The organism is Pseudomonas sp. S12(2018), assembly GCF_024355235.1.
GTDB classification, from domain to species: domain Bacteria; phylum Pseudomonadota; class Gammaproteobacteria; order Pseudomonadales; family Pseudomonadaceae; genus Aquipseudomonas; species Aquipseudomonas palmensis.
Window position 1 is genome coordinate 349,169 of record NZ_QLAD01000001.1, and the last position, 25,702, is coordinate 374,870.

23 protein-coding genes and 1 pseudogene are annotated in these 25,702 nt (G+C 65.7%); 16 read left to right on the forward strand and 8 right to left on the reverse strand.

Annotated features, from left to right (window positions below; translation table 11 throughout):
• Positions 1–18 precede the first annotated feature (18 nt).
• From DN388_RS01720 to dinG, 4 genes are all read right to left on the reverse strand, one after another.
• Positions 19–996, reverse strand: coding sequence for an OmpA family protein (locus DN388_RS01720; RefSeq protein ID WP_054914729.1), 978 nt, complete (start codon positions 994–996; stop codon positions 19–21).
• A gap of 98 nt (positions 997–1,094) precedes the next feature.
• A complete protein-coding gene (locus tag DN388_RS01725; RefSeq protein WP_054914730.1) occupies positions 1,095–2,240 on the reverse strand; it encodes a serine hydrolase domain-containing protein in 1,146 nt (381 codons plus the stop codon).
• Positions 2,241–2,348: 108 nt separating this feature from the next.
• Complete coding sequence (locus tag DN388_RS01730) at positions 2,349–4,535, reverse strand: beta-galactosidase (protein ID WP_254996553.1); 2,187 nt, start codon at positions 4,533–4,535, stop codon at positions 2,349–2,351.
• 81 nt (positions 4,536–4,616) lie between these two features.
• Positions 4,617–6,761, reverse strand: a complete 2,145-nt coding sequence (gene dinG, locus DN388_RS01735) for an ATP-dependent DNA helicase DinG (protein WP_043862624.1) — start codon at positions 6,759–6,761, stop codon at positions 4,617–4,619.
• A 97-nt stretch (positions 6,762–6,858) separates the two neighbouring features.
• Here dinG and DN388_RS01740 point away from each other — a divergent pair, with 97 nt between their 5' ends.
• A complete protein-coding gene (locus tag DN388_RS01740) occupies positions 6,859–7,323 on the forward strand; it encodes a CopD family protein (RefSeq protein ID WP_043862625.1) in 465 nt (154 codons plus the stop codon).
• An 87-nt stretch (positions 7,324–7,410) separates the two neighbouring features.
• Here the strand turns inward: DN388_RS01740 and DN388_RS01745 are convergent, their stop codons facing one another.
• The 4 genes from DN388_RS01745 to DN388_RS01760 form a co-directional block, all read right to left on the reverse strand.
• The gene (locus tag DN388_RS01745) at positions 7,411–8,169 is read right to left on the reverse strand and encodes a collagen-like protein (protein WP_123752787.1); all 759 of its coding nucleotides are present in this window, start codon (positions 8,167–8,169) and stop codon (positions 7,411–7,413) included.
• Positions 8,162–8,437, reverse strand: coding sequence for a DUF1145 domain-containing protein (locus tag DN388_RS01750; RefSeq protein WP_043862627.1), 276 nt, complete (start codon positions 8,435–8,437; stop codon positions 8,162–8,164). The genes DN388_RS01745 and DN388_RS01750 overlap by 8 nt, the downstream gene beginning before the upstream one ends.
• 111 nt (positions 8,438–8,548) lie before the next feature.
• Positions 8,549–9,262: an OmpA family protein gene (locus DN388_RS01755; protein ID WP_043862628.1), complete on the reverse strand. Its 714-nt coding sequence runs from the start codon at positions 9,260–9,262 to the stop codon at positions 8,549–8,551.
• A gap of 90 nt (positions 9,263–9,352) precedes the next feature.
• Positions 9,353–10,045: an OmpA family protein gene (locus DN388_RS01760; RefSeq protein ID WP_043862629.1), complete on the reverse strand. Its 693-nt coding sequence runs from the start codon at positions 10,043–10,045 to the stop codon at positions 9,353–9,355.
• Positions 10,046–10,204: 159 nt separating this feature from the next.
• Between DN388_RS01760 and DN388_RS01765 the strand changes: the two genes are divergently transcribed.
• The 15 genes and pseudogenes from DN388_RS01765 to DN388_RS01835 all read left to right on the forward strand — a co-directional run bounded on the left by DN388_RS01765 (position 10,205) and on the right by DN388_RS01835 (position 25,651).
• Positions 10,205–10,699 carry a DUF6231 family protein gene (locus DN388_RS01765; RefSeq protein WP_043862630.1) on the forward strand — a complete coding sequence of 165 codons (495 nt, stop codon included), beginning with the start codon at positions 10,205–10,207 and terminating at the stop codon, positions 10,697–10,699.
• A gap of 4 nt (positions 10,700–10,703) precedes the next feature.
• Positions 10,704–11,174: a YchJ family protein gene (locus tag DN388_RS01770; RefSeq protein WP_054914735.1), complete on the forward strand. Its 471-nt coding sequence runs from the start codon at positions 10,704–10,706 to the stop codon at positions 11,172–11,174.
• Positions 11,126–12,280: a GTP pyrophosphokinase family protein gene (locus DN388_RS01775; RefSeq protein WP_082405708.1), complete on the forward strand. Its 1,155-nt coding sequence runs from the start codon at positions 11,126–11,128 to the stop codon at positions 12,278–12,280. The genes DN388_RS01770 and DN388_RS01775 overlap by 49 nt, the downstream gene beginning before the upstream one ends.
• An 86-nt stretch (positions 12,281–12,366) precedes the next feature.
• On the forward strand, positions 12,367–12,849 hold the full coding sequence (locus DN388_RS01780) for an LEA type 2 family protein (protein ID WP_123752788.1): 483 nt from the start codon (positions 12,367–12,369) through the stop codon (positions 12,847–12,849).
• 6 nt (positions 12,850–12,855) lie between these two features.
• Entirely contained in the window at positions 12,856–13,062 is a 207-nt protein-coding gene (locus DN388_RS01785) for an SEC-C metal-binding domain-containing protein (RefSeq protein ID WP_078480560.1), read from the forward strand.
• 98 nt (positions 13,063–13,160) lie between these two features.
• A pseudogene (locus DN388_RS01790) lies at positions 13,161–13,801 on the forward strand (glutathione binding-like protein).
• A 116-nt stretch (positions 13,802–13,917) separates the two neighbouring features.
• Positions 13,918–16,356: a penicillin acylase family protein gene (locus DN388_RS01795; protein ID WP_254996554.1), complete on the forward strand. Its 2,439-nt coding sequence runs from the start codon at positions 13,918–13,920 to the stop codon at positions 16,354–16,356.
• Between the two features lie 176 nt (positions 16,357–16,532).
• Positions 16,533–18,560, forward strand: coding sequence for a c-type cytochrome (locus DN388_RS01800; protein ID WP_253086738.1), 2,028 nt, complete (start codon positions 16,533–16,535; stop codon positions 18,558–18,560).
• 108 nt (positions 18,561–18,668) lie between these two features.
• The gene (locus DN388_RS01805) at positions 18,669–19,685 is read left to right on the forward strand and encodes a ligase-associated DNA damage response exonuclease (RefSeq protein WP_078480563.1); all 1,017 of its coding nucleotides are present in this window, start codon (positions 18,669–18,671) and stop codon (positions 19,683–19,685) included.
• The gene (locus DN388_RS01810; RefSeq protein ID WP_254996555.1) at positions 19,682–21,319 is read left to right on the forward strand and encodes an ATP-dependent DNA ligase; all 1,638 of its coding nucleotides are present in this window, start codon (positions 19,682–19,684) and stop codon (positions 21,317–21,319) included. The genes DN388_RS01805 and DN388_RS01810 overlap by 4 nt, the downstream gene beginning before the upstream one ends.
• A 111-nt stretch (positions 21,320–21,430) precedes the next feature.
• Positions 21,431–22,213 (forward strand): transporter substrate-binding domain-containing protein, encoded by a 783-nt coding sequence (locus DN388_RS01815; RefSeq protein WP_043861953.1) that lies wholly within the window; start codon positions 21,431–21,433, stop codon positions 22,211–22,213.
• Positions 22,214–22,316: 103 nt separating this feature from the next.
• Positions 22,317–23,045 (forward strand): ABC transporter permease, encoded by a 729-nt coding sequence (locus DN388_RS01820; RefSeq protein WP_043861954.1) that lies wholly within the window; start codon positions 22,317–22,319, stop codon positions 23,043–23,045.
• On the forward strand, positions 23,042–23,752 hold the full coding sequence (locus tag DN388_RS01825; protein WP_043861955.1) for an ABC transporter permease: 711 nt from the start codon (positions 23,042–23,044) through the stop codon (positions 23,750–23,752). Before DN388_RS01820 ends, DN388_RS01825 begins: the two co-directional genes overlap by 4 nt.
• An 8-nt stretch (positions 23,753–23,760) precedes the next feature.
• Positions 23,761–24,876, forward strand: a complete 1,116-nt coding sequence (locus tag DN388_RS01830; RefSeq protein ID WP_254996556.1) for a succinylglutamate desuccinylase/aspartoacylase family protein — start codon at positions 23,761–23,763, stop codon at positions 24,874–24,876.
• A gap of 10 nt (positions 24,877–24,886) precedes the next feature.
• Positions 24,887–25,651: an ABC transporter ATP-binding protein gene (locus tag DN388_RS01835; RefSeq protein WP_254996557.1), complete on the forward strand. Its 765-nt coding sequence runs from the start codon at positions 24,887–24,889 to the stop codon at positions 25,649–25,651.
• Positions 25,652–25,702: the final 51 nt, after the last annotated feature.

Consider the following 25,702-nt stretch of genomic DNA (forward strand, 5'->3'; position numbering starts at 1 on the left):
GCTGCGTTTCCTTGACGATCAGTTGGTCTTCGCAGGGCTGGTGCTGCTGGCAACGACTTTCTTCGCGGCCGGGGCGGCTTTCTTGGCGGCCGGCTTGGCAGCGGCTGCAGCCGGCTTCTTCTTGGCCACTGGCTTGGCGGCCGGGGCTTTTTTCGCAGTGGCTTTCGCCGCTGGTTTGGTGGCGGGCTTGGCAGCGGCCTTGACCGGCGCCTTGACGTCCTGCACGGCAACCAGTTCGGCCGGGCTAGGGGTCGGCTGCTGGTACTTGGCCACCAGCGCCAGCATGGTGTTCTGTGGCGTCAACAGCAGCTCGACGCGGCGGTTCAGGGCGCGGCCCTGCACACTGTCGTTGGCGGCGCGCGGCGCCACCGACCCCATGCCACGCAGCATCAGGCGATCACGCTGCAGGCCGCTGAGGCGGAAAATCGCCGATACCGACTGGGCGCGCTCCTGGCTCAGCTTCTGGTTTGCAGCAGCTGCGCCGCTGCTGTCGGCATGGCCGAGTACCAGCACGGCGGTCTTGGAGTCGGTCTCGATCACCTTGGCCACGCGCGTGATCGGGCCGAGGGTGGCCGGCAACAGCATGGCGGGGCGGTCAGGGTTGTACGAAGAGTCGACCGGCACGGTCACCACCAGCACGTCTTCGCGGCGCTCGAGCTCGAACTTGCTGTCCTTGATCGCTTCGCGCAGCTTGGGCTCGTAGTCGTCGAGCCAGGCCTGGGTGGCCTTGACGTCGATCTTGGGTACCGCCTGGGCCTGGCTCTGGGCCTTGTCGCTGTTTCCGAACGGCCACCACCAGCGGCTGCTGCTTTCGGACTTGGCATCAGCCTGGGCGACCTTCTCGGTGACCACATCCTTCACGTCCTTTTCGGCCACCTTGTCGGAGCCGAAGGGCCACCAGCCATGGCCGCCATCGGCCGAGCCGTTCTGAGGGTGCTGTGCGCAACCGGTCACGGCCAGGCACAGGGCGAGAGCTAAGGTTTTATGTGAAGACATCAGCGATACACCATGAAAATGAAAGAAATTTGACCCGACAGCGCAGGCTGTTGGAATCCAGAATAGACAATGGGTTCCGGTTGCAGGGACTTACCCGATCAAAGGCAGCCGGCCAGCACCCGAACCAGTTTCTGTGCCCGCGGGTCCATCAGGACATACGGGCCCAGGGTATTGGTGACAAAGCCAAAGGCCACGTCGTGTTCCGGATCGGCAAAACCGACCGAGCCGCCGGCCCCCGGGTGTCCGAAAGCCTTGGCGCCCAGCCCGAACGTGGCGTTGGGCACCTGTGGCTGATCAAGCATGCAGCCCAGGCCGAAGCGGGTCTGGGTCAGCAGGGTCATGTCCTGGCCCAGGCTGTGTTCGCGGGTCAGTTCGTCGAGCAGTTCCGATTCCAGCAGGCTGCCGTCCAGCAGCCCGGCATAGAACCCGGCCAGGCTGCGTGCGTTGCCGTGGCCGTTGGCCGCCGGTTGCTGCATGCGTCGCCACTCAGGCTTGTTGGTACTGGTCAGGATGGCTGGCGGGTTGGTGAAGGCGCGGGTGGACAACGCCTCGGGCTCACGCATCGTCACCTGCAGCAGCCGCTTGGCTGCCTCGTCACCCGGGTTGCCTTTGCCCCGGGCGATGTGCGCGACACGGTAGAACTCTTCATCGTCCAGTCCCACATGGAAATCCAGCCCCAGGGGCCTGGCGGTGCGCGCCACGATCGACTCGCCCGGGCCGCGGCCGTCGGCGCGGCGAATCAGCTCGCCCAGCAGCCAGCCGTAGGTGATCGCGGCGTAGCCGTGGGCGGTGCCGGGGGTCCACCAGGGGGCTTCGGCGGCCAGGGTGTCGACCATGGTCTGCCAGTCGTACAGGGCTTCGGCGGGCAGCAACTGGCGGATCGCCGGCAGGCCGGCCTGGTGGCACAGCAGTTGGCGCAGGGTTACCGAGCTCTTGCCGGCCTGGGCAAATTCTGGCCAGTAGCGAGCGACCGGTGCATCCAGCGCCAGCTTGCCTTCGGCCACCAGTTGCAGGGCGGTGACGGCGGTGAAGGTTTTTGTGCAGGAGAACAGGTTGGCGATGGTATCGCTGTGCCAGGCTTGCTGGCCGTCCTTGTCGGCGGTGCCGGCCCACAGGTCGAGGACCGTTTCGCCACCGACCTGGATGCACAGTGCGGCGCCGCGTTCCTGGGGATCATCGAAAAGTGCTGCGAAGGCTTCGCGTACCGCCTCGAACTGGAGTTCGTAATGACCTTGAATCTGCACCCGTAATTACCCCGCCGTACTGCGCCACAAAATGGCTGGCATTGTTCCAGCACTGGAGGTTTTTGGGAACACCGCAAAGCCAGGCGGTCCCCTTGCGCTCTCAGGCGCCTACCGTGCCGGCATCACCAGCGGCTTGTTCAGTTGCTCCACCACCCCAAGATTGCTCTTGCGCACACTCTCCACAAACCCCTGAAACGGCACGTCGGTAATCCCCACCAAGCCGAAATGCCCATTCTCGCCATCGAGCAAACGCCCGCTGGCCGGCTGATCCAGGTACTGGAACCAGTGCACTCCCACAATCGAAGGCTCCTTCAAGGCCGCCTTGACGAAGTTCGCATAGGCCGGCCCACGGTCCTCCTCACGCGCCACTTCCATCGGCCCCGGCCCGAACGGCCCACGATCACGCGAGCCAAACTGGAACTCCGACACCAGCACCGGCTTGTCCAGCGCATTGAGCTGGGCAAAGTCGTAGCCATCCTGCGGCGTGGGTGCATACACATTGAAGCTCACCACATCACAGTACTTGGCACACGCCGCCACCGCTTCAGGCGTACTGACCGCAAACCGCCCACCCAGCAGCAGGTGATTGGGCGCATGCCATTTCAGCGAGTCGGAGATGGTCTTGAAGTAGGTCTCGGCAAACACCCGCTGGAAATACTTGAAGTCGGCCTCGATTTCCGGGTGCGCGGGGTCGGGCAGCGGCGGCTCGAAACCCGGGTCCTCCATCAGTTCCCATGCCGTCAGTTCGATGCCCCACGCCTTGGACAGGCCTTCCTGGTTGCGGTACTTGTCGCGCAGCTGCTTGAGAAAGGCACGCTTGGCCGGCGAGTCGGTGGTCAGGCGCAAGGTGCCGTAGGCCAGCGCATAACGCTGCTTCGGTTCATTACCCGGCACCGCCCAGGCCAGCTCGTTGTCGGCAAAATAGCCAATCAGCCACGGATCGTCGCGATGGTCGCGCGCGGCAATCGCCACAGCACGTTCGGTGGCCATGGCAAAGCGCGGGTCGAACGGGTCGGGCATCGCACCCCACCAGTCCACCCCCGTGCTGATGCTGGTGTAGTCGCCGCCGATGGACAACGGCAGGGTGTAGGCCAGGCGTTGGCTCTGCAGGCCGTTGTCGCTCCAGTTGCCCAGGGTGTTGAAACCCCAGGCCTGCAGGCGATCCAGGCTCTGGCCCTGCCAGCGCGCCTGGTCGAACGTCAGCGTGGCGTGGCCACGGCCCAGGTTGGCGGCGTAGAAGTCGAACCAGCGCCCCTTGCCGAAACCGCGCCCCTGGGAAGAACCGTTGCCGTCCAGGTTGTCGCCCTGGCCGTAGTACTGCGCCAGCGGGGTCTGCGCCTCGGGCAAGGCGGTGAACATCGACTCGCGCCCTTCCACGTAGGTGCGCCCGCCATCGGCCGCCACGGCATTGACCCCCAGCGAGTAGAACGGATGCCCCAGCGGCGTGACCAGAAACCAGCGACCCTCACGCTTTTCGGTGCGAAAGAACCCCTTGGCCTCGAATGCCTCAGCGCCAAGCAGGCCGCCGAACGTGTCCAGCTTGAGCTTGCTGCGCTCGTCCAGCCAGCCCTTGAGCTGCTGCTGCTCGCGCTGGGCAGCCGCCTTGAGCTGGTCGTCACTGCTGATCTTTTCGGGCCAGCGACCACGGGTGGACTGCCCATAACCGTCGATGAGGCCGGCATAGGCGGCCTTTTGCAGCACGTCGTCGTCCTGCACGCCAAAGCGCTCGATCAGCAGGCTCTGCGCCACCTTGGGCCTGGGCATCGACAGCGTGACCGATACCACCTGCTTGAGGTCGGCCTTGCCCTCGCTGCTGGTCAGCAGCACCCGCTGGCCCTGATGACGGAACGGCATCGGCGGGCCGACACGCATGCCCTGGGTCAGCGGCGAGCTGGCGGTCAGCGGTACCATCACGGTCTGTGCCGGGCCGGCCGGCAGGTCGATGCGGCTGGTGAGGGTGCTGCCGTCGCTGCTGAGCACCGTCACGTCGACGCTCAGCGCCCAGTCCATGGCGCTCTGCATGCGCAAGGTCAGCGCGGTAGCGCCCGTCCAGTCCCACACCCCGGTCTGCGGGCTAAGGCGCAGGCTCGGGCGCTCCACGGGGTTGAACACCACGCGCCGCAGTACCTCGCCCTCGGCTGTCTGCTCCGCGTTGTACTGCGGCAGGCTGGCATCTTCGGTCACCACATTGACCACCGCGGCCGGGCGAACGAAGTTGAACAGCGTCTGTTGCCCGGCCAGCAGCGGCGAGCTGAACAACAGTGCAATCACGGCAGGCAGGGTACGGCGCAACATAGGGCTGGAGTTCTCCTTGATGGCCCTTGCGGGCCTTGATCTGTGCAATAGACAACGGGGCACTGCAAAGCGCTGTGCCGCTCAGGAAATTTCCCGGCGAAACGGCGGCAGCGCATTGAGGATAGCCTTGCCGTAGCGCTGGGTGACCACGCGCCGGTCAAGCAGGGTGATGGTGCCGCGGTCCTGTTCGGTACGCAGCAGGCGCCCGCAGGCCTGGATCAGGCGCAGCGAGGCATCCGGCACGGCGATCTCCATGAACGGGTTGCCGCCACGGGCCTCGATCCACTCGGCCAGGGCCGCCTCGACCGGGTCGTCCGGCACCGCGAAGGGAATCTTGGCAATGACCACGTGCTCGCAATACGCACCCGGCAGGTCGACCCCTTCGGCAAAGCTGGCCAGGCCGAACAGCACGCTGGAGTCACCGCCGTCGACGCGCGCCTTGTGCTTGTTGAGGGTTTCCTGCTTGGACAGGTTGCCCTGGATGAACACCTGCTTGCGCCAGTCGCGATCCAGGCCGTCGAACACGTCCTGCATCTGCTTGCGCGACGAGAACAGCACCAGCGAGCCACGCGAGCCTTCCACCAGCTCGGGCAGGTCGCGGATGATCGCGGCGGTATGCGCCGGAGCATCGCGCGGGTCGGCGCGCAGGTCCGGCACGCGCAGCACGCCCGCATCCACGTGGTGGAACGGGCTGGGCACCACCGCCGTGACGGCCAGCTTGGGCAGCCCGGCGCGCATGCGAAAGCGATCGAACTTGCCCAGCGCGGTCAGGGTGGCCGAGGTCACCAGGGCGCCATGGGCGACGTTCCACAGGTTGCGGCGCAGCATCTCGGCCGCCAGGATCGGGCTGGCGTTGACCTCGATATCGAACAGCGCACCGCTTTCGGCCAGGGTCAGCCAGCGCGCCATCGGCGGGCTGTCTTCCGGGTCTTCGGCGGTAAAGGCGGTCCACAGCTCCCAATTGCCCTGGGCACGGGTCTGCAGGCTGCCGAACAACGGGTACCACTCCTCGGCCTGGTGGCTGGGGATGCCGATGCTGACTTCGGCGTCCATGCCTTCCTTGAGCAGGTCGGTGAGTCGGGTGAACAGGTCGGTCAGACGCGAAAAGCCCTTTTTCAGTTCGATGCCCATCTCGCGCATGTGCTCGGGCACCACGCCGCCGACGAAGCGATAGCGCGGGCGTTCGCGGCCTTCCATGTCTTCGCCGGGGCGAAACTCCGCCACCTGCTCGCAGGCGCTGAACATGAACTGCTGCTGGGCCTTGATCTCGCGGGCCAGTTCCGGCACCTGCTCGATGTACTTGCCCAGGTCGCCCGGCAGCGGGTTCTGCGCCAGCAGCTTGGCCAGGTTCTTGGCGGTCTGCTCGAGCCAGTCGGCGGTCGAGCGCAGGCGGGTGTAATGGGCAAAATGGCCGATGGCCTTGTCGGGCAGGTGATGGCCTTCGTCGAACACGTAGATGGTGTCGCGCGGGTCGGGCAGCACGGCGCCGCCGCCCAGGGCCAGGTCGGCCAGCACCATGTCGTGGTTGGTGACGATCACGTCGACCTTGCCCATGCCCTCGCGGGCCTTGTAGAAGGTGCACTGCCCGAAGTTGGGGCAGTGGCGGCCGGTGCACTGGCTGTGGTCGGTGGTCAGGCGCGACCAGTCCTGGTCTTCCAGGGCCTGTGGCCAGCTGTCGCGGTCGCCGTCCCATTTGTTGCCGGCCAGCTTCTCGATCATGCTGGTGAACAGCTTCTGACTGGCCTCGTCCACCTCGATGCGAAAGCCCTCCTCCTCGAACAGCTGCGCGGTGGCGGTCTGGGCGTGGCCTTCCTGCAGCAGCAGGTCGAGCTTGGACAGGCACAGATAGCGCCCACGCCCCTTGGCCAGGGCGAAGCTGAAGTTCAGGCCGCTGTTGCGCATCAGGTCCGGCAGGTCCTTGAACACGATCTGTTCCTGCAGAGCCACGGTGGCGGTGGCGATCACCAGGCGCTTGCCAGCAGCCTTGGCCGCGGGAATCGAGGCCAGGCTGTAGGCCACCGTCTTGCCGGTACCGGTGCCGGCCTCGACCGCGACCACGGCGGGCTCGCCGCTGCGGCGGCCTTCGTCGTCCACGGCGATGTCGCCCAGCACCTTGGCCACTTCGGCGATCATCAGACGCTGGCCGTAGCGGGGCTTGAGGCTCTTGGCTTCGAGAAAACGCGAATAGGCGCCCTGAATCTGGGATTTGAGTTCGTTGCTGATCATGGTGTCGGGGCGCCCGGAGGGCTGGATAAATTTTCAGTGTTTCGAATGGGTCGCTATCATACCCCGCTATTGCCCCTTGCGCCGAATGGAGTTCCCGATGACCGCCTTTGCCATCCCCTACAGCCTGCATTTGCTGGCCGCCCTGATCTGGGTGGGCGGCATGTTCTTCGCCTGGCTGATCCTGCGCCCGGCCATGGTGGCCGCGCTTGACGGCCCTTCACGGCTGACGCTGTGGGTAGAAGTGTTTCAACGTTTTTTCGTGTGGGTCTGGGTGGCGGTCGCGGTGCTGGCGATCACCGGCGTGGGCATGATGCACATGCGCTTCTCGGGGTTCGAGACTGCGCCACGCTATGTGCAGGTGATGATTGGCGCAGGGATTGCGATGTTTGCGCTGTTTCTGAGAATCCAGGCGCTGCTGCTGCCAGAGTTGCGCAAGGCGGTGAAGGCGCAGGACTGGCCCGCCGGGGCCGCAGTGCTCGGGCGCATTCGGCGCCTGGTGGGGATCAACCTGCTGCTGGGTATTGCGGTGGTGCTGGTGGCGTCGAGCCGGCTGCTGGTGTGAGGTGATCGCTTCGCCAGCAAGGCGGGCTCCTGCAAAGGCCACGTTTGCCTGCAGGAGCCGACCTGGCCGGCGAAGCGGCCCTGAAGATCAGAGGCGCTGAAGAATCAGCTCCCCGTCAGCCCCGGCCGCCCCCGGTTGCCCGGGCTGCCCGGGTCTTCCCGTCGCCCCTGCATCGGTGCGGTACACCAGGCAACCCTTGCTGGCCCCGCCTGCGCCCGGCTTGCCCGGCGCACCTGCCAGCCCTGGCGCACCGCCGTCGAGCCTGACCTTGATCTGCTCGGCCGGGAAACTGGCCGGCAGTGCCAGGCGCACCCGGCCTCCGGACGCCCCGTCATGGCCATCGCCACCATTGTCGCCATTGGCGCCACGGCTGGCCTGGCCCCAGGTGCAACCACCCGCCTTGCCGTTGCCGCCATCGAGCCCCACATACCCCGGTGCCCCCGCGCCGCCACGGGCGTCGATGGCCAGTTCTGAAGCCTCCAGCGCCTGAATGCGCAAGCTCAGGTCACGTCCGGGCCTGGCGACCCGCTCATAGGTACCCGGCGCACCGTGGGCAGCAATCTCACTGCCCTGGCCCAACTGCGCCTGGGCCACTTCCATGCTCAGCGCATGCTCGGCCGGCACGATGGCAATGCGCGCCTGGTTGCCCAGGTGCAGCTCATCCACCTTCAATTCCACCAGGCTCGCCGGCAGCACCAGGGTGGCCGAATCCGCCACCTCCAGGCGCTGCAGGTGCACCACGCTGGCCTTGTTCGGCAGGCGCAGCACCGAGTGCGCCGCCACGCTGATTGCATCGGCCAGGGCCAACGGGCTGAACAGTGCTGCCAACAACACGATCTTACGCATGACCAGCCTCCTGGCGCGGGGCCGGTATCGATTGGATATGAAAGATGCCGACCAGCAGAATCTGCAAACGGTCGAACCAGCGATGGCTGCGCTCACGCAACCGTCCGTTGAACATCAGCACCTCGAGCACGTGCAGCACCAGCAGCATGGCCCCCGCGAGGTTGATCAGCTGGTGGAACGGCTTGTCTGCCGGCATCAGCAGATTCACCAGTACCACCCACCAGAACACTACCGTCAGGGCCTTGCCCAGCCCCCACAACGCCTTCATACCCGCGCCCCTTGTTGTTGCGTTTTCTTGTTTGGCGGCCCGCTTACGCGACACAGGCACTGCACGCCACATTACCGGCTGGCACCCTCCGGATGCCAGCCCCGCTGTCGATCAATTGAGGTGCAATTCGACCCGGCGATTCTGCGCGCGGCCCGCATCGGTTTCGTTGTCGGCAATCGGCTCGCGCTCGCCACGCCCCTGGCTGGTGATTTTCTGCGGTGCCAGGCCCTGGCTGATCAGGTACTCGGCCACGCTGCTGGCACGCCGCTCGGACAACGCCTGGTTGTAGGCATCGCTGCCACGGCTGTCGGTGTGTCCGATCACCTTGATGCTGGCCACGCTCGGGTCATTGAGCTTGCCGGTCAGGGTACGCAACTGCTGCTGGGCGGCCGGGGTGAGTTCGGCCGAGTCGTAGGCGAACATCACGCTGCCCTGGTCGTTGAGGGTGATCACCTCGGGCTCAGGCGCCGGGGCCTTCTCGCTCGGAGGGTATTGGGGCAACGGGCAACCGTTGTGGCTCACCGGGGTGTTGGGCGGGGTATCGGGGCACCGGTCGCGGCGGTCGAACACGCCATCGCCGTCTTCGTCACCGTCCTGGGCAAAGCAGATCAGGCCACCGGCGATGGCACCCAGCACCGCGCCGCCACCGGCCCAGGCAGAGCTTTCGATGGCGCCCAGGCCGCCACCCACGGCGCCGCCCAGCAGGCTGCATAGGGGCCAGGTTCGTTGGTTCAACGGGGCGCTGCCATCGCTGTGGGTGGCGCAACCGGACAGCAGGCTGGCGACCACGAGCACGGGCAGCGCAGCCTTGGTGATTACATTCATGGGGAATGCTCCTGTGTCACCGGCCAGTACCGGTCACACAGGAGTAAAGACGCGCCCGCGACACTTCACAAGCCGCGGGGCGCAAGGGCTTCAGCGATCGATGCGAATTTCCACGCGGCGGTTCATCGCGCGTCCGTCGGCGGTGTTGTTGTCTGCCACCGGCTGGGTTTCACCGGCGCCCTGCACCGAAACGAAACTGCTGCGCGCAATGCCGCTCTCGACCAGGTAGTCGGTCACCGAATGGGCGCGGCGCTCCGAGAGTTTCTGGTTGTAGGCATCGCTGCCGCGGCTGTCGGTGTGCCCGGTGACGCTCAGGCGTGCGCTCGGGGCTTCGGCCTTGAGGCGCGTGGCGATCTTGTCCAGGCGCAGTTTGTCGGCCGTGGTGAGCCTGGCCGAGTCGAACTCGAACAGCACATCGCGGATCACGATGACCTCTTCCTTGACCACCACGACTTCCTCGACCACCGCGACCGGCTCCGGCGGGCAGCCGTTGGCATCGACCTGAACGCCACGCGGGGTGCCCGGGCACTTGTCGCGGCTGTCCGGTACGCCATCACCGTCTTCGTCGCCGTCGCCATGGGCCCAACAGTAACCGGCCGCCAGACCGCCGCCGAGCAGCGCGCCCCAGCCGGCCCAGCTGGAGCTTTCGATGGCGCCCAGGGCGGCACCGCCAACGCCCCCGACGGCGGCACACTTCGGCCAGTCGGTTTTTTGCAAACCTGCACAACCAGTCAATACGCTGGTTAGCAGAACCAGAGGCAATGCTGTGCGAACTATGCTCATTTTGTCGCGTCTCCTAGGGGGAATCGGTGCAAAACCGATGCTCTGGGAGTAAAGACCGGTGATTCCATCTGCGCCAGCAATAAGCCATGGCGCTTTGCGCGTGCCTCTATGCCTTGCGTCCCGGGCCGGCTAGTCTTGACGCATTACCGAGGAGCTTCGATGACTGACCGTTTTTCTTCGCGCACGCCCCAGCAGGCCCTCGCCGCCCTGCTGGAGCACCATGCCCCGCAACGCCTGTTGCTGGTGGGCACGTCGTTTCCGGCACTGGAGGCCTTCGCCGCCGCGCACCCGCAGGCGCAGATCGCCGTGGCCCGCCCCGGCGCGCTGCCGGCCGAGCTTGCCGCGCAGCGTTTCGACCTGGCGGTGCTGGTGGACTGCCTGGAACACCTGAGCAACCAGCAGGGCCTGCAACTGCTCGGCGGCATTCGCAACCTCAACGCCAGCCGCGTGGCGGTGCTGGTCGACCTTGCGGCCAGCGGCTGGCGCGACACCGACTTCTACGCACTGGCGCTGCAGGACAGCGAGCGTTTTCAACGTGACGAGCAGGTATTGAACCTGTTCACCTATGATCTACGTGACTACAAACAGGTACCCGACTGGCTCAACGCCAAGTTCTGGGCCAACCCGCAAAATTTTGGAAAGTACTGGTGGTGATGCAATGAGTGTCTCGGTTTGCCCGTGCGGCAGCGGTAACCTGCTCGATGCCTGCTGCGGGCATTATCATGCCGGCCACCCGGCGCCCGATGCACAGACGCTGATGCGCTCGCGCTACAGCGCCTATGTGCTGGGGCTGGTGGATTACCTGATCAAGACCACCCTGCCGGTGCAGCAGGCCGGGCTGGATCGCGCCGGCATTGCCGCCTGGAGCGCGCAAAGCACCTGGCTGGGCCTGGAGGTCGAGAGCGCCGAGGTGTTCGGCGGCCAGCCCGATCACGCGTTCGTCACCTTCACAGCGCGCTGGCACGACAACGACGGCGAGCACAGCCACCGCGAGCGCTCGGCCTTCGTGCACAACGGCGGGCACTGGTACTTCATCGACCCCACGGTGGGCCTCAAGGCCGGGCGCAACGACGCCTGCCCATGCGCCAGCGGGCAGAAGTTCAAGAAGTGCTGCGCCAGCTATGTTTGAACCACAACGAAGAGAGCTTGACGATGCCGCCTATGGACGAGCGTGAAAGAATACTGCGGGAAAGGTATCGACAACAGTTCGATCAGTACAGGCGCTGTGCCGAGCACTTGCGCGAGGAGCTCACCAAGACGCTGCAGGACAATAAAATCAGCGTTCATCTGGTGGAAGCACGGGCCAAGGACGAAAAAAGCTTTATCACAAAAGCCCTGAAACCTGAAAAAGACTACTCGAACCCTTTCCTCGATATCACTGACTTGGTCGGCCTCAGAGTCATTGCCTACTACGAGACCGATCTGGATAACATCGGCGATGCCTTGCTGGCTCGCTTTGGCAAACCGCAGGAACAGCAGAACAAGAAGCCGGAAAACGAGGCGCACTTCGGCTACCGCTCGCAACACTACATCATACCCTTCACTAGCGACCTGGCAGACGCTGCCCAGGTGAGTGGTGTTGAAGGGCTGAGCTTCGAGATCCAGGTGCGGACCGTGTTGCAGCACGCGTGGGCAGCCGTTTCCCACAAACTCGACTACAAGGGCGAAGGCACCGCACACGAGCAACTGAAACGAAAACTGTGCCGACTCTCGGCCCTGTTCGAAATAGCCGACGATGAGTTCGTTTCGCTAAGAAATGCGTACCAGAGCTTGAGCGCCGATATTGCCGACAAACTGAAGGAAAGCGCACAAGGCATTCCGTTGGATGAGCTGTCACTGAGCCAGTTTCTCGAGGCGTCGCCGCTTGTAAGGAGTCTGGATGAAAGGGCTCGCGCCGCACACTTCATATTCAACGACCCCTTCAGGACCGAACGGGACGAGCGTGATGCGCTTGCCAAGCTGATTCAACTCTGCGCCCGTGCGGGGCTCAGGACCATCGATGAACTGGCCGAAGTACTCAAAAAAAACGATTTGGATCCTCGTGATTACCTGGGTAGGCAATACCGCGAGAATCAGAAAAAGGGCAGAGCCTACTGGTACGCAACCAGTGCGTTCATCTGCCAGTTGCTGATCATCAAGGAGCACACGCATTCGCTGGACGAAGATGACTTGATAGATCTTGGCTGGGACCAAGCAATGGCCATGCAAGTTCTGGGGGTCGCCAAGAACTGTTGATGCTCGTCTGCCGCGCCGATGCCGGATCTCGTGATCATCGCTGCCTTCTTTCGATAGCTAGACTAATGTGTCAAAAGGAGACCAGCATGATTAGTCGAGGGTGGATGAGAGCAGCGTTGCTGCTCGCCCTGCTTGGGCTGAGTAGTTGTGCGTCTTGGTTCAGTACCGACACGGCCGCCCCTCTAGTGCATCTGCAGAAGGTCGAAGTGGTGCGTGCCAAACTGATGCAGCAGGAGTTCATCCTGCACTTTCGCATCGAAAATCCCAACGACAGCACCCTGCAGGTGCGCAACCTGCATTACGCGGTGTACCTGGCCGACCTGTTGCTGGTCGAAGGCGACCACGGCCAGTGGTTTCGGGTGGACGCGCACAGTCGGCGCACCATCCAGGTACCGGTGCGTACCAACCTGTGGCGCCAGCTCAAGCCCATCGCCAAGCTGCTCAAGCGCCCCGATCAGGCCATCCCCTATCGCCTGGAAGGTGAGCTGAGCACCGGATTATTCTTTGCCCACGACCTGCACTTGTTGCGCAAGGGTGAGATAATTCCCGCCGATCTCATTCCGGAGTAACCCTCGATGACCCAGCAACCCCACGTTCATGGCCCCGACTGCAATCACGATCATGACCATCACGCGCATGATCATGACCACGGCCATGTGCATGGCCCGCACTGCAACCATGCCCCTCAGGAACCTGCGCGCAATGCCCTGAAGGACGTTGGCCGCAACGACCCTTGCCCATGCGGCAACGGCAAGAAGTTCAAGAAGTGCCACGGGGCCTGATGCCTCCCCTGTTGGAGCGGGCCTGACCCGCTCCAACACACGCTGCGCCTCGACATCAAGCACAGTTCCAGCAGACGACCATCAAACGGAGCGTGACCATGATCGACCTGTATTACTGGACCACCCCCAACGGCCACAAGATCACCCTGTTTCTCGAAGAGACCGGCCTGCCCTACACCCTTCACCCGATCAACATCGGCAAGGGCGAGCAATTTGCCGAAGACTTTCTGAAAATCGCCCCCAACAACCGCATCCCGGCCATCGTCGACCACGACACCGCCGACGGCCAGCCGCTGTCGCTGTTCGAGTCCGGGGCCATCCTGCTCTACCTCGCCGAAAAACCGGGCAGTTCATTCCCAAGGACCTGCGCGGCCGCCAGGAGGCCCTGCAATGGCTGTTCTGGCAAATGGGCGGCCTGGGCCCGATGGCCGGGCAGAACCACCACTTCAACCGCTTCGCCCCCGAGAAGATCCCCTACGCCATCAAGCGCTACGTGGACGAAACCGCGCGCCTGTACGGGGTACTGAACAAGCGCCTGGCCGACCGACCATTCGTCGCCGGCAACGACTACAGCATCGCCGACATGGCGATCTACCCGTGGATCGTTTCGCACACCTGGCAGCAGCAGAACCTGGAGGACTTCCCGGCCCTCAAAGGCTGGTTCCAGCGCATCCAGGCACGCCCCGCCACACAGCGCGCCTACGCCCTGGTCGAGCAGATCAACCCGCCGCCAGCCTGAACCACGACAAGGCCGCGCGGTACTTTGAAAATAAAGCCCGCGCCCCCGCTTGCATGGCGTGATCGCGCTCACTAACGTAGCGCCTTTTAGCGCCATCCCCTGCAGGAGCCTTGCCCATGGCCTCGCCAGCCCTTTCCCCCGTTCTACCCCGGTTCGGCGTAGCCGCGACCCTGCTCGGGCTGCTCAGCCTGGGCGGTTGCCAACTGGGCAACCATCAGGACAGCGTCCTCCCCACCAGCGGCGTGCAACCGCTCAAGGGGCTGGCACAGAACGTCTCGGTGCGGCGCAACGCCCTGGGCATGCCGCTGATCGAGAGCAGCAGCTTCCACGATGCGCTGTTCACCCTGGGCTATGTGCACGCGGGCGATCGCATCGGGCAGATGGTCGGCATGCGTCTGCTGGCCCAGGGGCGCCTGGCCGAGATGGCTGGCCCGGATGCGCTGGAGGTCGACCGCTTCATGCGCGCGGTCAACCTGAAAAAGAACGCCAGCGACCTCTACGCCGACGCCTCGCCGCGCCTCAAGCGCTTCTTCGAGGTGTACGCACGCGGGGTCAACGCCTACCTGTTCCGCTACCGCGACCGCCTGCCGGCCCCGCTGGCCCAGAGCGGCTACCGCCCCGAGTACTGGAAGCCTGAAGATTCGGCGCTGATCTTCAGCCTGTACAGCTTCAGCCAGTCGGTGAACCTGCAGGAAGAAATCGCCGCACTGACCCTGGCGCAGAAAGTCGGTGCCGACACACTGCCGTGGCTGCTGCCCAGCTACCCGGACGAACCGCTGGCCATGGCCGAAGCCGACAAGCTCAAGGGTTTGAACCCGGGCAGCCAGCTGCCGGGCCTGGCCACACTGAACAAGGTCAGCGAGCAACTGGCCGCGCTCAACCTGCTGGGCACCCCGGCGTCGAGCAACTGGGCCATCGCCCCGCAGCGCAGCCGCAGCGGCCGCAGCCTGCTGGCCAGCGACAGCCAGGGCGCCTGGGCCTTGAGCCCGGTGCAGGTACGTACCACCAAATACCAGGCCGCCGGCTTCAGCCTGGCCGGCCTGCCGTTCGTGCTGTCCGGCTTCAACGGCAAGCTGGCCTGGAGCAGCAGCGCGGCAATGGGCGACAACCAGGACCTGTACCTGGAAAAACTCAAGCGCGAAGGCAACCGCGTGCTCTATGAAGTCGACGGCCGCTGGCAGCCGGTGCAGGCGCGCAACGAGACCTACTTCGTCAAGGGCCAGCGCCCGCAACGCGAAACCCTGTACGAAACCCGCCACGGCGCCCTGCTGACCGGCACCCAGGGCAGCCTCGGCCTGGCCCTGAAGATGCCCGAACTCAAGGGCGACAAGAGCCTTGATGCGTTCTTCGACCTGTCGCGGGCACAGAGCGTCGAACGTGCCTTCGACGCCAGCCGCGAAATCGGCGCCGCCGCGCTGAACCTGGTGTTCGCCGACGCCGCCAACGTGGGCTGGCAGGTTACCGGCCGCTACCCCAACCGCCGCGAAGGCCAGGGCCTGCTGCCCTCCCCAGGTGCCGACGGGCGCTATGACTGGGATGGCTACGCCGACGCCATGCTCCACCCCTACGACCAGGACCCGCCGCAAGGCTGGCTGGGCAATGCCAACCAGCGCAGCATTCCCAAGGGCTATGGCCTGCAACTGTCCAACAGCTGGTACTACCCCGAGCGTGCCGAACGCCTGGCGCAGCTGGCCGGCAACGGCAAGCACGACAGCCGCAGCCTGATCGCCATGCAGTACGACCAGACCACCCTGTTCGCCGCCAAGCTCAAGGCCATGTTCGAAGCACCCGGCATGGCCCAGCCGCTCAAGCAGGCCATCGACGCCCTGCCCGCCGAGCAGAAGGCCCGCGCCCGCGAGGCCTACACCCGGCTGATGGCGTTCGACGGGCGCCTGAGCCCGCAATCGGCGGATGCCGCGGTGTACGAGCTGTTCCTGCAGCAAAGCGCCCGGCAGATCTTCCTCGATGAACTGGGGCCTGAAACCAGCCCGAGCTGGCAAGCCTTCGTCGCCAATGCGCGGCTGTCGTACTCGGCCCAGGCCGATCACCTGCTGGGCCGCGACGACAGCCCGTTCTGGGATGACCGCAACAGCCCGGGCAAGCAGGACAAGCCGACGATCCTGGCCCGCAGCCTGGCCGCGGCCATCAGCGCCGGCGAAGCGCAGATGGGCACCGACCGCCGGGCCTGGCAATGGGGCAAGCTGCACCAGTACCACTGGCCCGTCAGCGCACCCTATGGCCTGGGCGACACGCTCAAGCGCGGCCCGCTGGCCACCGGCGGCGACCACACCACACTCAACGCCTCGGCCTATGCCTGGGGCCAGGACTTCAACGCCCGCCTGATGCCGTCGATGCGCATGGTGGTCGACTTCGGCCTGGCCGAGCCGCTGCAGGGGGTGAGCAGCAGCGGGCAGTCGGGCAACCCGGCCAGCGCGCATTTCGCCGACGGCCTGGATGCCTGGTTCAAGGGCAGCTACGTGACCTTCCCGATGCAGCCGCAGAACTTCGAACGCGCCTACGGCAGCAAGCGCCTGACCCTGGTGCCCGGCAAGTAACCCCTTCGGCTCGCCGTCGCCCTGGCGGCGAGCCCCCTTCTCGCCCCGCGCTGATCCATATCAAAGTGCCACCCTCGTCCATCGGCTATAACCGGGTTTGTCTGATGACCCTATAAAAACGATTGCGGATACGTGCCTACAGGACCACCTGCGGCCGCATCCAAAGGACGATTGCGATGGCTTCTCTTGTATCGCGTCTGGCCATGCTTGGCTCGACGCTGCTGTTTGCGTACCCCGCCTCTGCCAGTGAGCCGCCCCCGGCAACGGCAGTCGAACGCGGCGCCTACATTGCCCGCCTGGGCGACTGCGTGGCCTGCCACACCGCCAAGGGCGGCGAGTTGATGGCCGGCGGCCTCGAACTGACCACGCCGATGGGCACCATCTACTCCAGCAACATCACCCCCGACAAGGTCACCGGCATCGGCCGCTACACCTTCGAGCAGTTCGACCGCGCCATGCGCGAAGGGGTGAACGCGGCCGGCACCAACCTGTACCCGGCCATGCCCTACCCCTCCTACGCGAAAATGACCGAAGGCGACATGCGCGACCTGTACGCCTACCTGATGGAGGACGTGAAGCCGGTCAACCAGCCCAACCTGGAAGCGGACATGAAGTTTCCGTTCAGCCAGCGCTGGGGCCTGTCGCTGTGGAACCTGGTGTTTCTCGACAAGCAGCCCTTCGTGGCCGACCCGGCCCGCAGCGACGAGCTCAACCGCGGCGCCTACCTGGTACAGGGCCTGGGCCACTGCGGCGCCTGCCATACCCCGCGCGGCGTGGCCTTCCAGGAAAAGGCCATGGACGACGCCGGCAGCGCCGGCCAGCACTTCCTGGCAGGCGAGACCGTGGAGCACTGGCGCGCCCTGAGCCTGCGCAACCTGTGGACGGTGGACGACACCGTGCAGTTGCTCAAGACCGGGCAGAACCGCTTTGCCACGGTGTCGGGCAACATGGCCGAGGTGATCTCCCACAGTACCCAGCACTTCACCGACGCCGACCTCACCGCCATCGCGCGCTACCTCAAGTCGTTGCCGCCGGGCAAGGACGACCTGCCGATGCCGATGGTGGAACGAACCCCTGCCCCAGCGCCGGACAACCTGTTCACCACCCGCGGCGGGCTGGGCTACACGCAGTTCTGCAGCGACTGCCACCGCCCGGACGGCGCCGGCGTGGCGGGCATGTTCCCGCCACTGGCGCACAACCCCAGCGTGGCCTCGGCCAACCCGACCTCGCTGCTGCACATCACGCTGACCGGCTGGCAGACCGCCGAAACCGTCGCCCACCCGCGGGTGTACACCATGCCCGGGTTCTCGCGCCTGACCGACACCGAGATCGCCGAGATCCTCACGTTCGTGCGCAGCAGCTGGGGCAACGACGGCTCGGCGATCAGCGCAGCGCAGGTGGCCAAGTTGCGCCAGCAGCTCAAGCCCCAGGATCGCGACGCCTCGACCTTCGAGACCCCGCGCCTGGCCGACCTGCTGGCGGCCAGCAATGCCGATGAGGTGGTGCGCGGCATGCGCCTGCACCTGCAGACCCGTGACCTGCTGCCCGACAACGTCGGCAACGCGCTCAACTGCACCAGTTGCCACCTGAACGCCGGCACCGTGGCCGACGGTTCGCCGTTCGTCGGGGTATCGGCCTTCTTCCCCGGCTATGCGCCACGGGCGGGCAAGGTGATCACCCTGGAGGAGCGCATCAACGGCTGCTTCCGGCGCTCGATGAGCGGCTCGCCGCTGCCACCGCAAGGGGCCGACATGCAGGCGATGGTGGCGTACTTCGAGTGGATGAAGAACAACACCAAGCCCGAGGACAAGGTGCCAGGGCGCGGTGTAGGCAAGGTCGACCCGTCGATCAAGCCCGACCTGGACAACGGCAAGCAGGTGTATGCCCAGCAGTGCGCGGTGTGCCATGGCAACGACGGCGAAGGCCTGACCCGTGCCGACGGCACCTGGATCTTCCCGCCGCTGTGGGGCGAGCAGTCGTTCAACATCGGTGCCGGCATGGCGCGCACCTACACCGCGGCCGCCTTCGTCAAACGCAACATGCCGATCGGCATGCACGAGAAGTTCCCGCTCGGCCAGGGCGGCCTGTCCGACCAGGACGCGGTGGACGTGGCGGCCTGGTTCTCCAGCCAACCACGCCCGGACTTCCCCGACAAGGTCAAGGACTGGCCCAACGGCGGGCGCCCGGTAGACGCGCGCTACTGAAGCAGCCCCCCTGCAGCGTCGCCGGCAGCACGCCGGCGACGCTTTCGGATCGAACTTCACCGGCCCGGCCGCGCTCCTAGGTTAAACCCCCAGCGCAGCGGCCTTGGCATGGACCTGGTGATTGCACGACCCGAAGGATTGTATTGCCCACCCGGGGATTTCTATATCGACCCGTGGCGCCCCGTTGAACGTGCGGTGATCACCCACGGCCATGGCGACCACGCCCGCAACGGCAACCGCCACTACCTCACCGCCAGCCCCGGCGCGGGCATCCTGCGCAGCCGCCTGGGCGCCGACATCAACCTGCAGACCCTCGACTACGGCCAGCGCCTGGACCACGGCGGGGTGGCCCTGAGCTTGCACCCGGCCGGCCATGTGCTGGGCTCGGCCCAGGTGCGCCTGGAGTATCGCGGCGAGGTGTGGGTGGCGTCCGGCGACTACAAGGTCGAACCCGATGGCACCTGCGCACCGTTCGAACCGGTGCGCTGCCACACCTTCATCACCGAGTCGACCTTCGGCCTGCCGATCTACCGCTGGGAGCCCCAGCAGCAGATCTTCGACCAGATCAATGCGTGGTGGCGCGAGAACATCACACTGGGCAAGGCCAGCGTGCTGTTCTGCTATTCGTTCGGCAAGGCGCAGCGCATCCTGCATGGCCTGGACCCGAGCCTGGGGCCGATCCTGGTGCATGGCGCGGTCGAGCCGCTGAACCGGGTATACCGCGAAGCGGGTGTCGCCCTGCCCGCCACGCTGCATGCCAGCGAGATGGACAAGCACGACCCACGCATGCGCCAGGCGCTGATCCTGGCCCCGCCCTCGGCGGCCGGCAGCAGCTGGATGCGCCGCTTCGGCGACTACAGCGACGCCTTCGCCAGCGGCTGGATGCGCCTGCGCGGCACCCGGCGCCGGCGCGGGGTGGACCGCGGCTTCGTGCTCTCCGACCACGCCGACTGGCCCGGCCTGCTATGGGCCATCGAACAGACCGGGGCGCAGCGGGTGATGGTGACCCACGGCTCGGTGGCCGTGCTGGTGCGCTACCTGTGCGAGCGCGGGCTGGATGCCCAGGCGTTCGTCACCGAATACGGTGACGAGGATGAAGGCGCCCCGACCGAGGCCAGCGCATGAAGGCCTTCGCCGAACTCTACGGCCAGCTCGACGCCACCACCTCGAGCAACGCCAAGCGCGATGCACTGGTGCGCTACTTCGCCAGCGCCAGCCCCGAGGACGCCGCCTGGGCGGTGTACTTCCTGGCCGGCGGGCGGCCGCGCCAGCTGGTGCCCACACGGCTGCTGCGCGAACTGGCAATCAGCCTGTCGGGTTTGCCCGACTGGTTGTTCGAGGAGAGCTACCAGGCCGTGGGCGACCTGGCCGAGACCTTTTCGCTGCTGCTGCCCGAAGCCGCCCACAGCAGCGACGCGGGCCTGGCCTACTGGGTCGAGGATTGCCTGCTGCCGCTGCGCGGACTGCCGCCCGAAACCCTGGCGCAGCGCCTGCCGCCCCTGTGGGCACAGCTCGACCGGCAGAGCCTGCTGGTGTGCCTGAAGCTGGTCACCGGCAGCTTTCGCGTCGGCGTGTCGAAGCTGCTGGTCACCCGCGCCCTGGCGCAACTGGCCGACATAGACAGCAAGCGCGTGGCCCAGCGCCTGGTGGGCTACACCGACCTGTCGCACCGCCCCACGGCCCAGGGCTACCTCAAGCTGATCGCGGCCGAGTCTGAAGACGAACATGCCCAGCGCGGCGGCCAGCCGTACCCGTTCTTTCTGGCCCATGCGCTGCAACAGCCGGTGGACCAGTTCGACGCCCTGCTCGGCCCGCCCCAGGCCTGGCAGGCGGAATGGAAGTGGGACGGCATCCGTGCGCAGGTGGTCAAGCGCGAGGGCCAGCTGTGGGTCTGGTCACGCGGCGAGGAACTGCTGACCGAGCGCTTCCCCGAACTGCAGGCGCTGGCCGCCGTGCTGCCCGATGGCTGCGTGGTGGACGGCGAGATCGTGGTGTGGCGCGACGGCGTGCAGCCCTTCGCCCTGCTGCAGCAGCGCATCGGGCGCAAGACCCTGGGCAAGAAGATCCTGGCCGATGCGCCAGTGGTGCTGTTGGGCTACGACCTGCTCGAATGGCAGGGCGCCGACTGGCGCAGCCGCCCGCAGGCCGAGCGCCGGGCGCAGCTGGAAGCGCTGGTTCAGACCACTGCGCACCCGGCGCTGCGCCTGTCGCCGGTGCTGCAGGGCGACACCTGGGCCGAGCTTGCCGCCCAGCGCGAGGCATCGCGCAGCCTGGGGGTCGAGGGCCTGATGCTCAAGGCCCGCGACGCCCTGTACGGGGTGGGCCGCACCAAGGACATGGGGGTGTGGTGGAAGTGGAAAATCGACCCGTTCAGCGTGGACGCGGTGCTGATCTATGCCCAGCGCGGACATGGCCGGCGCGCCAGCCTGTACAGCGACTACACCTTTGCGGTGTGGGACGCCCCCGCCGGCAGCCCGCAGCGTAGCCTTGTGCCCTTTGCCAAGGCGTATTCAGGGCTCAGCGACGAAGAGATGCGCAAGGTTGATGCAATCATCCGCAAGACCACAGTGGAAACCTTCGGTCCGGTACGCAGCGTGACCCCGACGCTGGTGTTCGAACTTGGCTTCGAAGGCATCGCACTGTCCAAGCGCCACAAGAGCGGGATTGCGGTGCGCTTCCCGCGGATGCTGCGCTGGCGCCTGGACAAACCGGTGGACGAAGCGGACGACCTGGCCACGTTGCAGTCGCTGCTGGGGTAAGCGAAACGCAGCAATTGGGACTATGGTGCGGAAATTGCTGTGAGCTTGATGTCGAGCGGCCAGCGGTAACGCTGCGCAGCCACCCATCACTTGCGCTTGAAGGACCACACCATGAAAAAAGCTCTGCTGACGCTGTCTGCTCTGGCGCTGTGCCTGGCTGCGGGCAACACCCTGGCCAAGGACTACAAGGAACTGCGCTTCGGCGTCGATCCCTCCTACGCCCCTTTCGAGTCCAAGGCCGCCGACGGCAGCCTGGTGGGCTTCGACATCGACCTGGGCAACGCGATCTGCGCCGAGCTCAAGGTCAAGTGCAGGTGGGTCGAGAGCGACTTCGACGGCATGGTTCCGGGCCTCAAGGCCAACAAGTTCGACGGCGTGATCTCGTCCATGACGGTGACCCCGGCGCGGGAGAAGGTCATCGACTTCTCTGACGAGCTGTTCTCCGGGCCTACCGCACTGGTGTTCAAAAAAGGTGCAGGCATGAGCGCCGACCCGGCCTCGCTCAAGGGCAAGACCGTCGGCTATGAGCAGGGCACCATCCAGGAAGCCTATGCCAAGGCCGTGCTGGACAAGGCCGGGGTCAAGACCCAGGCCTACCAGAACCAGGACCAGGTGTATGCCGACCTGATTTCGGGACGCCTGGACGCCTCGATCCAGGACATGCTGCAGGCCGAACTGGGCTTTCTGAAATCGCCACAGGGCGCGGGCTACGAAGTGAGCCAACCGGTGGACAGCGAATTGCTGCCGTCGAAGACGGCGGTGGGCATTAAGAAAGGTAACAGCGAGCTGAAGGCCCTGCTGAACAAAGGTATCAAAGCGTTACACGATGATGGCACCTATGCCGACATCCAGAAGAAGCACTTTGGTGATCTGAACCTGTACAGCGGCAAGTAGGGCCGGCCTCTTCGCCGGCAAGGCCGGCTCCTACACGGGTTCGCGGTGCGTGCAAGAGCTGACGCACCGCGTACCCAAGGTCCCACCCGCACAGGCTCGCCCCATGCTTGACGACCTCCTGCAACACCTGGGCCTTGGCGCCTTCAGCCTCAGGGGTTTCGGCCCGCTGCTGCTGCAAGGCACCTGGATGACCCTGCAACTGTCCTTCATGTCGCTGCTGGTCAGCGTCGGCCTGGGCCTGCTCGGCGCCAGCGCCAAGCTCTCCGCGCTGCCGCTGCTACGCATCCCCGCGCAGCTCTACACCACGCTGATCCGCGGGGTGCCCGACCTGGTGCTGATGCTGTTGATCTTCTACAGCCTGCAGACCGGGCTCACCAGCCTGACCGACGCCATGGAGTGGGACTACATCGAGATCAACCCCTTCGCTGCCGGGGTCATCACCCTGGGCTTCATCTACGGTGCCTATTTCACCGAGACCTTTCGCGGCGCGATCCTCGCGGTGCCGCGCGGCCAGGTCGAAGCGGCCACCGCCTATGGCCTCAAGCGCTTTCAGCGGTTTCGCTTCGTGGTGTTCCCGCAGATGATGCGCTTCGCCCTACCGGGCATCGGCAACAACTGGATGGTGATGCTCAAGGCCACCGCGCTGGTGTCGATCATCGGCCTGGCCGACCTGGTCAAGGCCGCCCAGGATGCCGGCAAGAGCAGCTACCAGCTGTTCTACTTCCTGGTGGTGGCGGCCTTCATCTACCTGCTGATCACCAGCGCCTCGAACGTGGCCCTGCGCTGGCTCGAACGGCGCTACAACGTCGGCACCCGGGAGGCACTGCGATGATCGAGCTGCTGCAGGAATACTGGCGCGCGTTCCTCTATACCGACGGCACCCACATCACCGGGCTGGCGATGACGATGTGGCTGCTCAGCGCCTCGCTGCTGATCGGCTTCGTGGTATCGATCCCGCTGTCGATCGCACGGGTGTCACGGCGCCTGTGGGTGCGCTGGCCAGTGCAGTTCTACACCTACCTGTTTCGCGGCACGCCGCTGTATATCCAGTTGCTGATCTGCTACACCGGCATCTACAGCCTGGAGGTGGTGCGCGGGCAACCGCTGCTCGACAGCTTCTTTCGCGACGCCATGAACTGCACCATCCTGGCCTTTGCCCTGAACACCTGCGCCTACACCACCGAGATCTTCGCCGGCGCCATCCGCAGCATGCACCACGGTGAAGTCGAGGCAGCCAGGGCCTACGGCCTGCGCGGCTGGAAACTTTATGCTTATATCATCATGCCGTCCGCGTTGCGCCGCTCGCTGCCGTACTACAGCAATGAGGTGATCCTGATGCTGCACTCGACCACCGTGGCCTTCACCGCCACCGTGCCGGACATCCTCAAGGTCGCCCGCGACGCCAACTCGGCCACCTTTCTGACCTTTCAGTCGTTCGGTACGGCCGCCATCATCTACCTGTGCGTGACCTTCGCACTGGTGGGCCTGTTCCGCCTGGCCGAACGACGCTGGCTGGCCTTCCTCGGCCCCGCACACTAGGACCGTTCATGCACCACAAGACCCACGACATCCTGGCCCCGGTGCCGGGGATTTGCCGCCAGATCCACAGCTTCCACTTCGGCCCGCGCGGTGCCGGCAAGGTCTATATCCAGGCTTCGCTGCATGCCGACGAGCTGCCCGGCATGCTGGTGGCCTGGCACCTCAAGCAACGCCTGGGCGAATTGCAGAGCCAGGGCCGCCTGCGCCACGAGATCGTGCTGGTGCCCATCGCCAACCCGGTGGGCCTGGAACAGGTGCTGATGGACGTGCCCCTGGGGCGTTTCGAGCTGCAGAGCGGCGAGAACTTCAACCGCCACTTCGTCGACCTGAGCGACACCATCGGTGACCAGATCGAGGCGCACCTGACCCAGGACCCGCGGCACAACGTCGAGCTGATTCGCGAGTGCATGCGCCGGGCGCTGGACGCGCAGCCCGCCGCCACCCCGCTGCAATCCCAGCGCCTGGTACTGCAACGCCTGGCCTGCGATGCCGACATGGTGCTGGACCTGCACTGCGACTTCGAAGCCGTCGCGCACCTGTACACCACCCCGGAAGCCTGGCCCCGGGTCGAGGCGCTGTCGCGCTACCTCGGGGCCCAGGCCAGCCTGCTGGCCACCGATTCGGGCGGGCAGTCGTTCGATGAGTGTTTCACCCTGGTGTGGTGGCAGCTGCAGCAACGCTTTGCCAAGCAGTTCCCCATCCCCCAGGGCAGCTTTTCGGTGACGGTGGAGCTGCGCGGTCAGGGCGATGTGAGCCACCCGCTGGCCTGCACCGACTGCGAGGCGATCCTGAACTACCTGACCCGTTTCGGTGCCATCGAGGGCGAAGCCGCCCCCTTGCCGCCCCTGCCCTACCCGGCCACGCCGCTGGCGGCGGTCGAACCGGTGGCCACGCCGCTGGGCGGCCTGCTGGTGTTTCATGTCACCCCGGGCCAGCCGGTGCAGGCCGGGCAACTGATCGCCGAGGTGATCGACCCGCTCAGCGACCGCGTGACCCCGGTATACAACCAGCAGGCCGGGCTGCTGTATGCCCGCTCGCTGCGACGCATGGCCACCGCTGGCATGGTGATTGCGCATGTGGCGGGCAACCAGCCGTACCGCAGCGGCTATCTGTTATCGCCATGAGGGGCCGTGCATGTACAAACTGACCATCGAAGGCCTGCACAAGCGCTACGGCGAGCACCATGTGCTCAGGGGCGTTTCACTGCAGGCCAGCACCGGCGACGTGATCAGCCTGATCGGCGCCAGTGGCTCGGGCAAGAGCACCTTTCTGCGCTGCATCAATTTTCTCGAACAGCCCGACGAGGGCAGCATGACCCTGGACGGCCAGCCGGTGCGCATGGTGCACGACCGCCACGGCCTGCGCGTGGCCGATGCCGACGAGCTGCAGCGTATCCGCACGCGCCTGGCCATGGTGTTCCAGCATTTCAACCTGTGGAGCCACCTGAGCGTGCTGGAGAACATCAGCATGGCGCCGCGCCGGGTGCTGGGGGTAAGCCGGCACGAGGCCGAGGAACGGGCACGTGCCTACCTGGACAAGGTAGGCCTGGCGCCCCGGGTGGCAGACCAGTACCCGGCGTTCCTGTCCGGTGGCCAGCAGCAGCGGGTGGCGATCGCGCGGGCGCTGGCAATGGAGCCGGAGGTGATGCTGTTCGACGAGCCGACTTCGGCGCTGGACCCGGAGCTGGTGGGGGAAGTGCTGCGGGTGATCCAGGGGCTGGCCGAGGAAGGCCGCACCATGATCATGGTGACCCACGAAATGAGCTTTGCACGGCAGGTATCGAGCCAGGTGCTGTTCCTGCATCAGGGGCTGGTGGAGGAACAGGGCGCACCGGCCGATGTGCTGGGCAACCCCAGGAGCGAGCGGCTGCGCCAGTTCCTGAGTGGCAACCTCAAATAACCCGACGATTGTCACCCGCTAAAACTAATGCTGGGCATTGATGGTCTGTGA

What these genes read in the sequence shown, in the direction of transcription:
- DN388_RS01820 (WP_043861954.1), top strand. Translation starts at nt 22,317, where the DNA reads ATGCTTGACGACCTCCTGCAACACCTGGGCCTTGGCGCCTTCAGCCTC.
- DN388_RS01720 (WP_054914729.1), bottom strand. Translation starts at nt 996, where the DNA reads ATGTCTTCACATAAAACCTTAGCTCTCGCCCTGTGCCTGGCCGTGACC.
- DN388_RS01835 (WP_254996557.1), top strand. Translation starts at nt 24,887, where the DNA reads ATGTACAAACTGACCATCGAAGGCCTGCACAAGCGCTACGGCGAGCAC.
- DN388_RS01815 (WP_043861953.1), top strand. Translation starts at nt 21,431, where the DNA reads ATGAAAAAAGCTCTGCTGACGCTGTCTGCTCTGGCGCTGTGCCTGGCT.
- DN388_RS01755 (WP_043862628.1), bottom strand. Translation starts at nt 9,262, where the DNA reads ATGAATGTAATCACCAAGGCTGCGCTGCCCGTGCTCGTGGTCGCCAGC.
- DN388_RS01830 (WP_254996556.1), top strand. Translation starts at nt 23,761, where the DNA reads ATGCACCACAAGACCCACGACATCCTGGCCCCGGTGCCGGGGATTTGC.
- DN388_RS01750 (WP_043862627.1), bottom strand. Translation starts at nt 8,437, where the DNA reads ATGAAGGCGTTGTGGGGGCTGGGCAAGGCCCTGACGGTAGTGTTCTGG.
- dinG (WP_043862624.1), bottom strand. Translation starts at nt 6,761, where the DNA reads ATGATCAGCAACGAACTCAAATCCCAGATTCAGGGCGCCTATTCGCGT.
- DN388_RS01745 (WP_123752787.1), bottom strand. Translation starts at nt 8,169, where the DNA reads ATGCGTAAGATCGTGTTGTTGGCAGCACTGTTCAGCCCGTTGGCCCTG.
- DN388_RS01780 (WP_123752788.1), top strand. Translation starts at nt 12,367, where the DNA reads ATGATTAGTCGAGGGTGGATGAGAGCAGCGTTGCTGCTCGCCCTGCTT.
- DN388_RS01805 (WP_078480563.1), top strand. Translation starts at nt 18,669, where the DNA reads ATGGACCTGGTGATTGCACGACCCGAAGGATTGTATTGCCCACCCGGG.
- DN388_RS01825 (WP_043861955.1), top strand. Translation starts at nt 23,042, where the DNA reads ATGATCGAGCTGCTGCAGGAATACTGGCGCGCGTTCCTCTATACCGAC.
- DN388_RS01770 (WP_054914735.1), top strand. Translation starts at nt 10,704, where the DNA reads ATGAGTGTCTCGGTTTGCCCGTGCGGCAGCGGTAACCTGCTCGATGCC.
- DN388_RS01765 (WP_043862630.1), top strand. Translation starts at nt 10,205, where the DNA reads ATGACTGACCGTTTTTCTTCGCGCACGCCCCAGCAGGCCCTCGCCGCC.
- DN388_RS01740 (WP_043862625.1), top strand. Translation starts at nt 6,859, where the DNA reads ATGACCGCCTTTGCCATCCCCTACAGCCTGCATTTGCTGGCCGCCCTG.
- DN388_RS01775 (WP_082405708.1), top strand. Translation starts at nt 11,126, where the DNA reads ATGCGCCAGCGGGCAGAAGTTCAAGAAGTGCTGCGCCAGCTATGTTTG.
- DN388_RS01800 (WP_253086738.1), top strand. Translation starts at nt 16,533, where the DNA reads ATGGCTTCTCTTGTATCGCGTCTGGCCATGCTTGGCTCGACGCTGCTG.
- DN388_RS01730 (WP_254996553.1), bottom strand. Translation starts at nt 4,535, where the DNA reads ATGTTGCGCCGTACCCTGCCTGCCGTGATTGCACTGTTGTTCAGCTCG.
- DN388_RS01795 (WP_254996554.1), top strand. Translation starts at nt 13,918, where the DNA reads ATGGCCTCGCCAGCCCTTTCCCCCGTTCTACCCCGGTTCGGCGTAGCC.
- DN388_RS01760 (WP_043862629.1), bottom strand. Translation starts at nt 10,045, where the DNA reads ATGAGCATAGTTCGCACAGCATTGCCTCTGGTTCTGCTAACCAGCGTA.
- DN388_RS01810 (WP_254996555.1), top strand. Translation starts at nt 19,682, where the DNA reads ATGAAGGCCTTCGCCGAACTCTACGGCCAGCTCGACGCCACCACCTCG.
- DN388_RS01785 (WP_078480560.1), top strand. Translation starts at nt 12,856, where the DNA reads ATGACCCAGCAACCCCACGTTCATGGCCCCGACTGCAATCACGATCAT.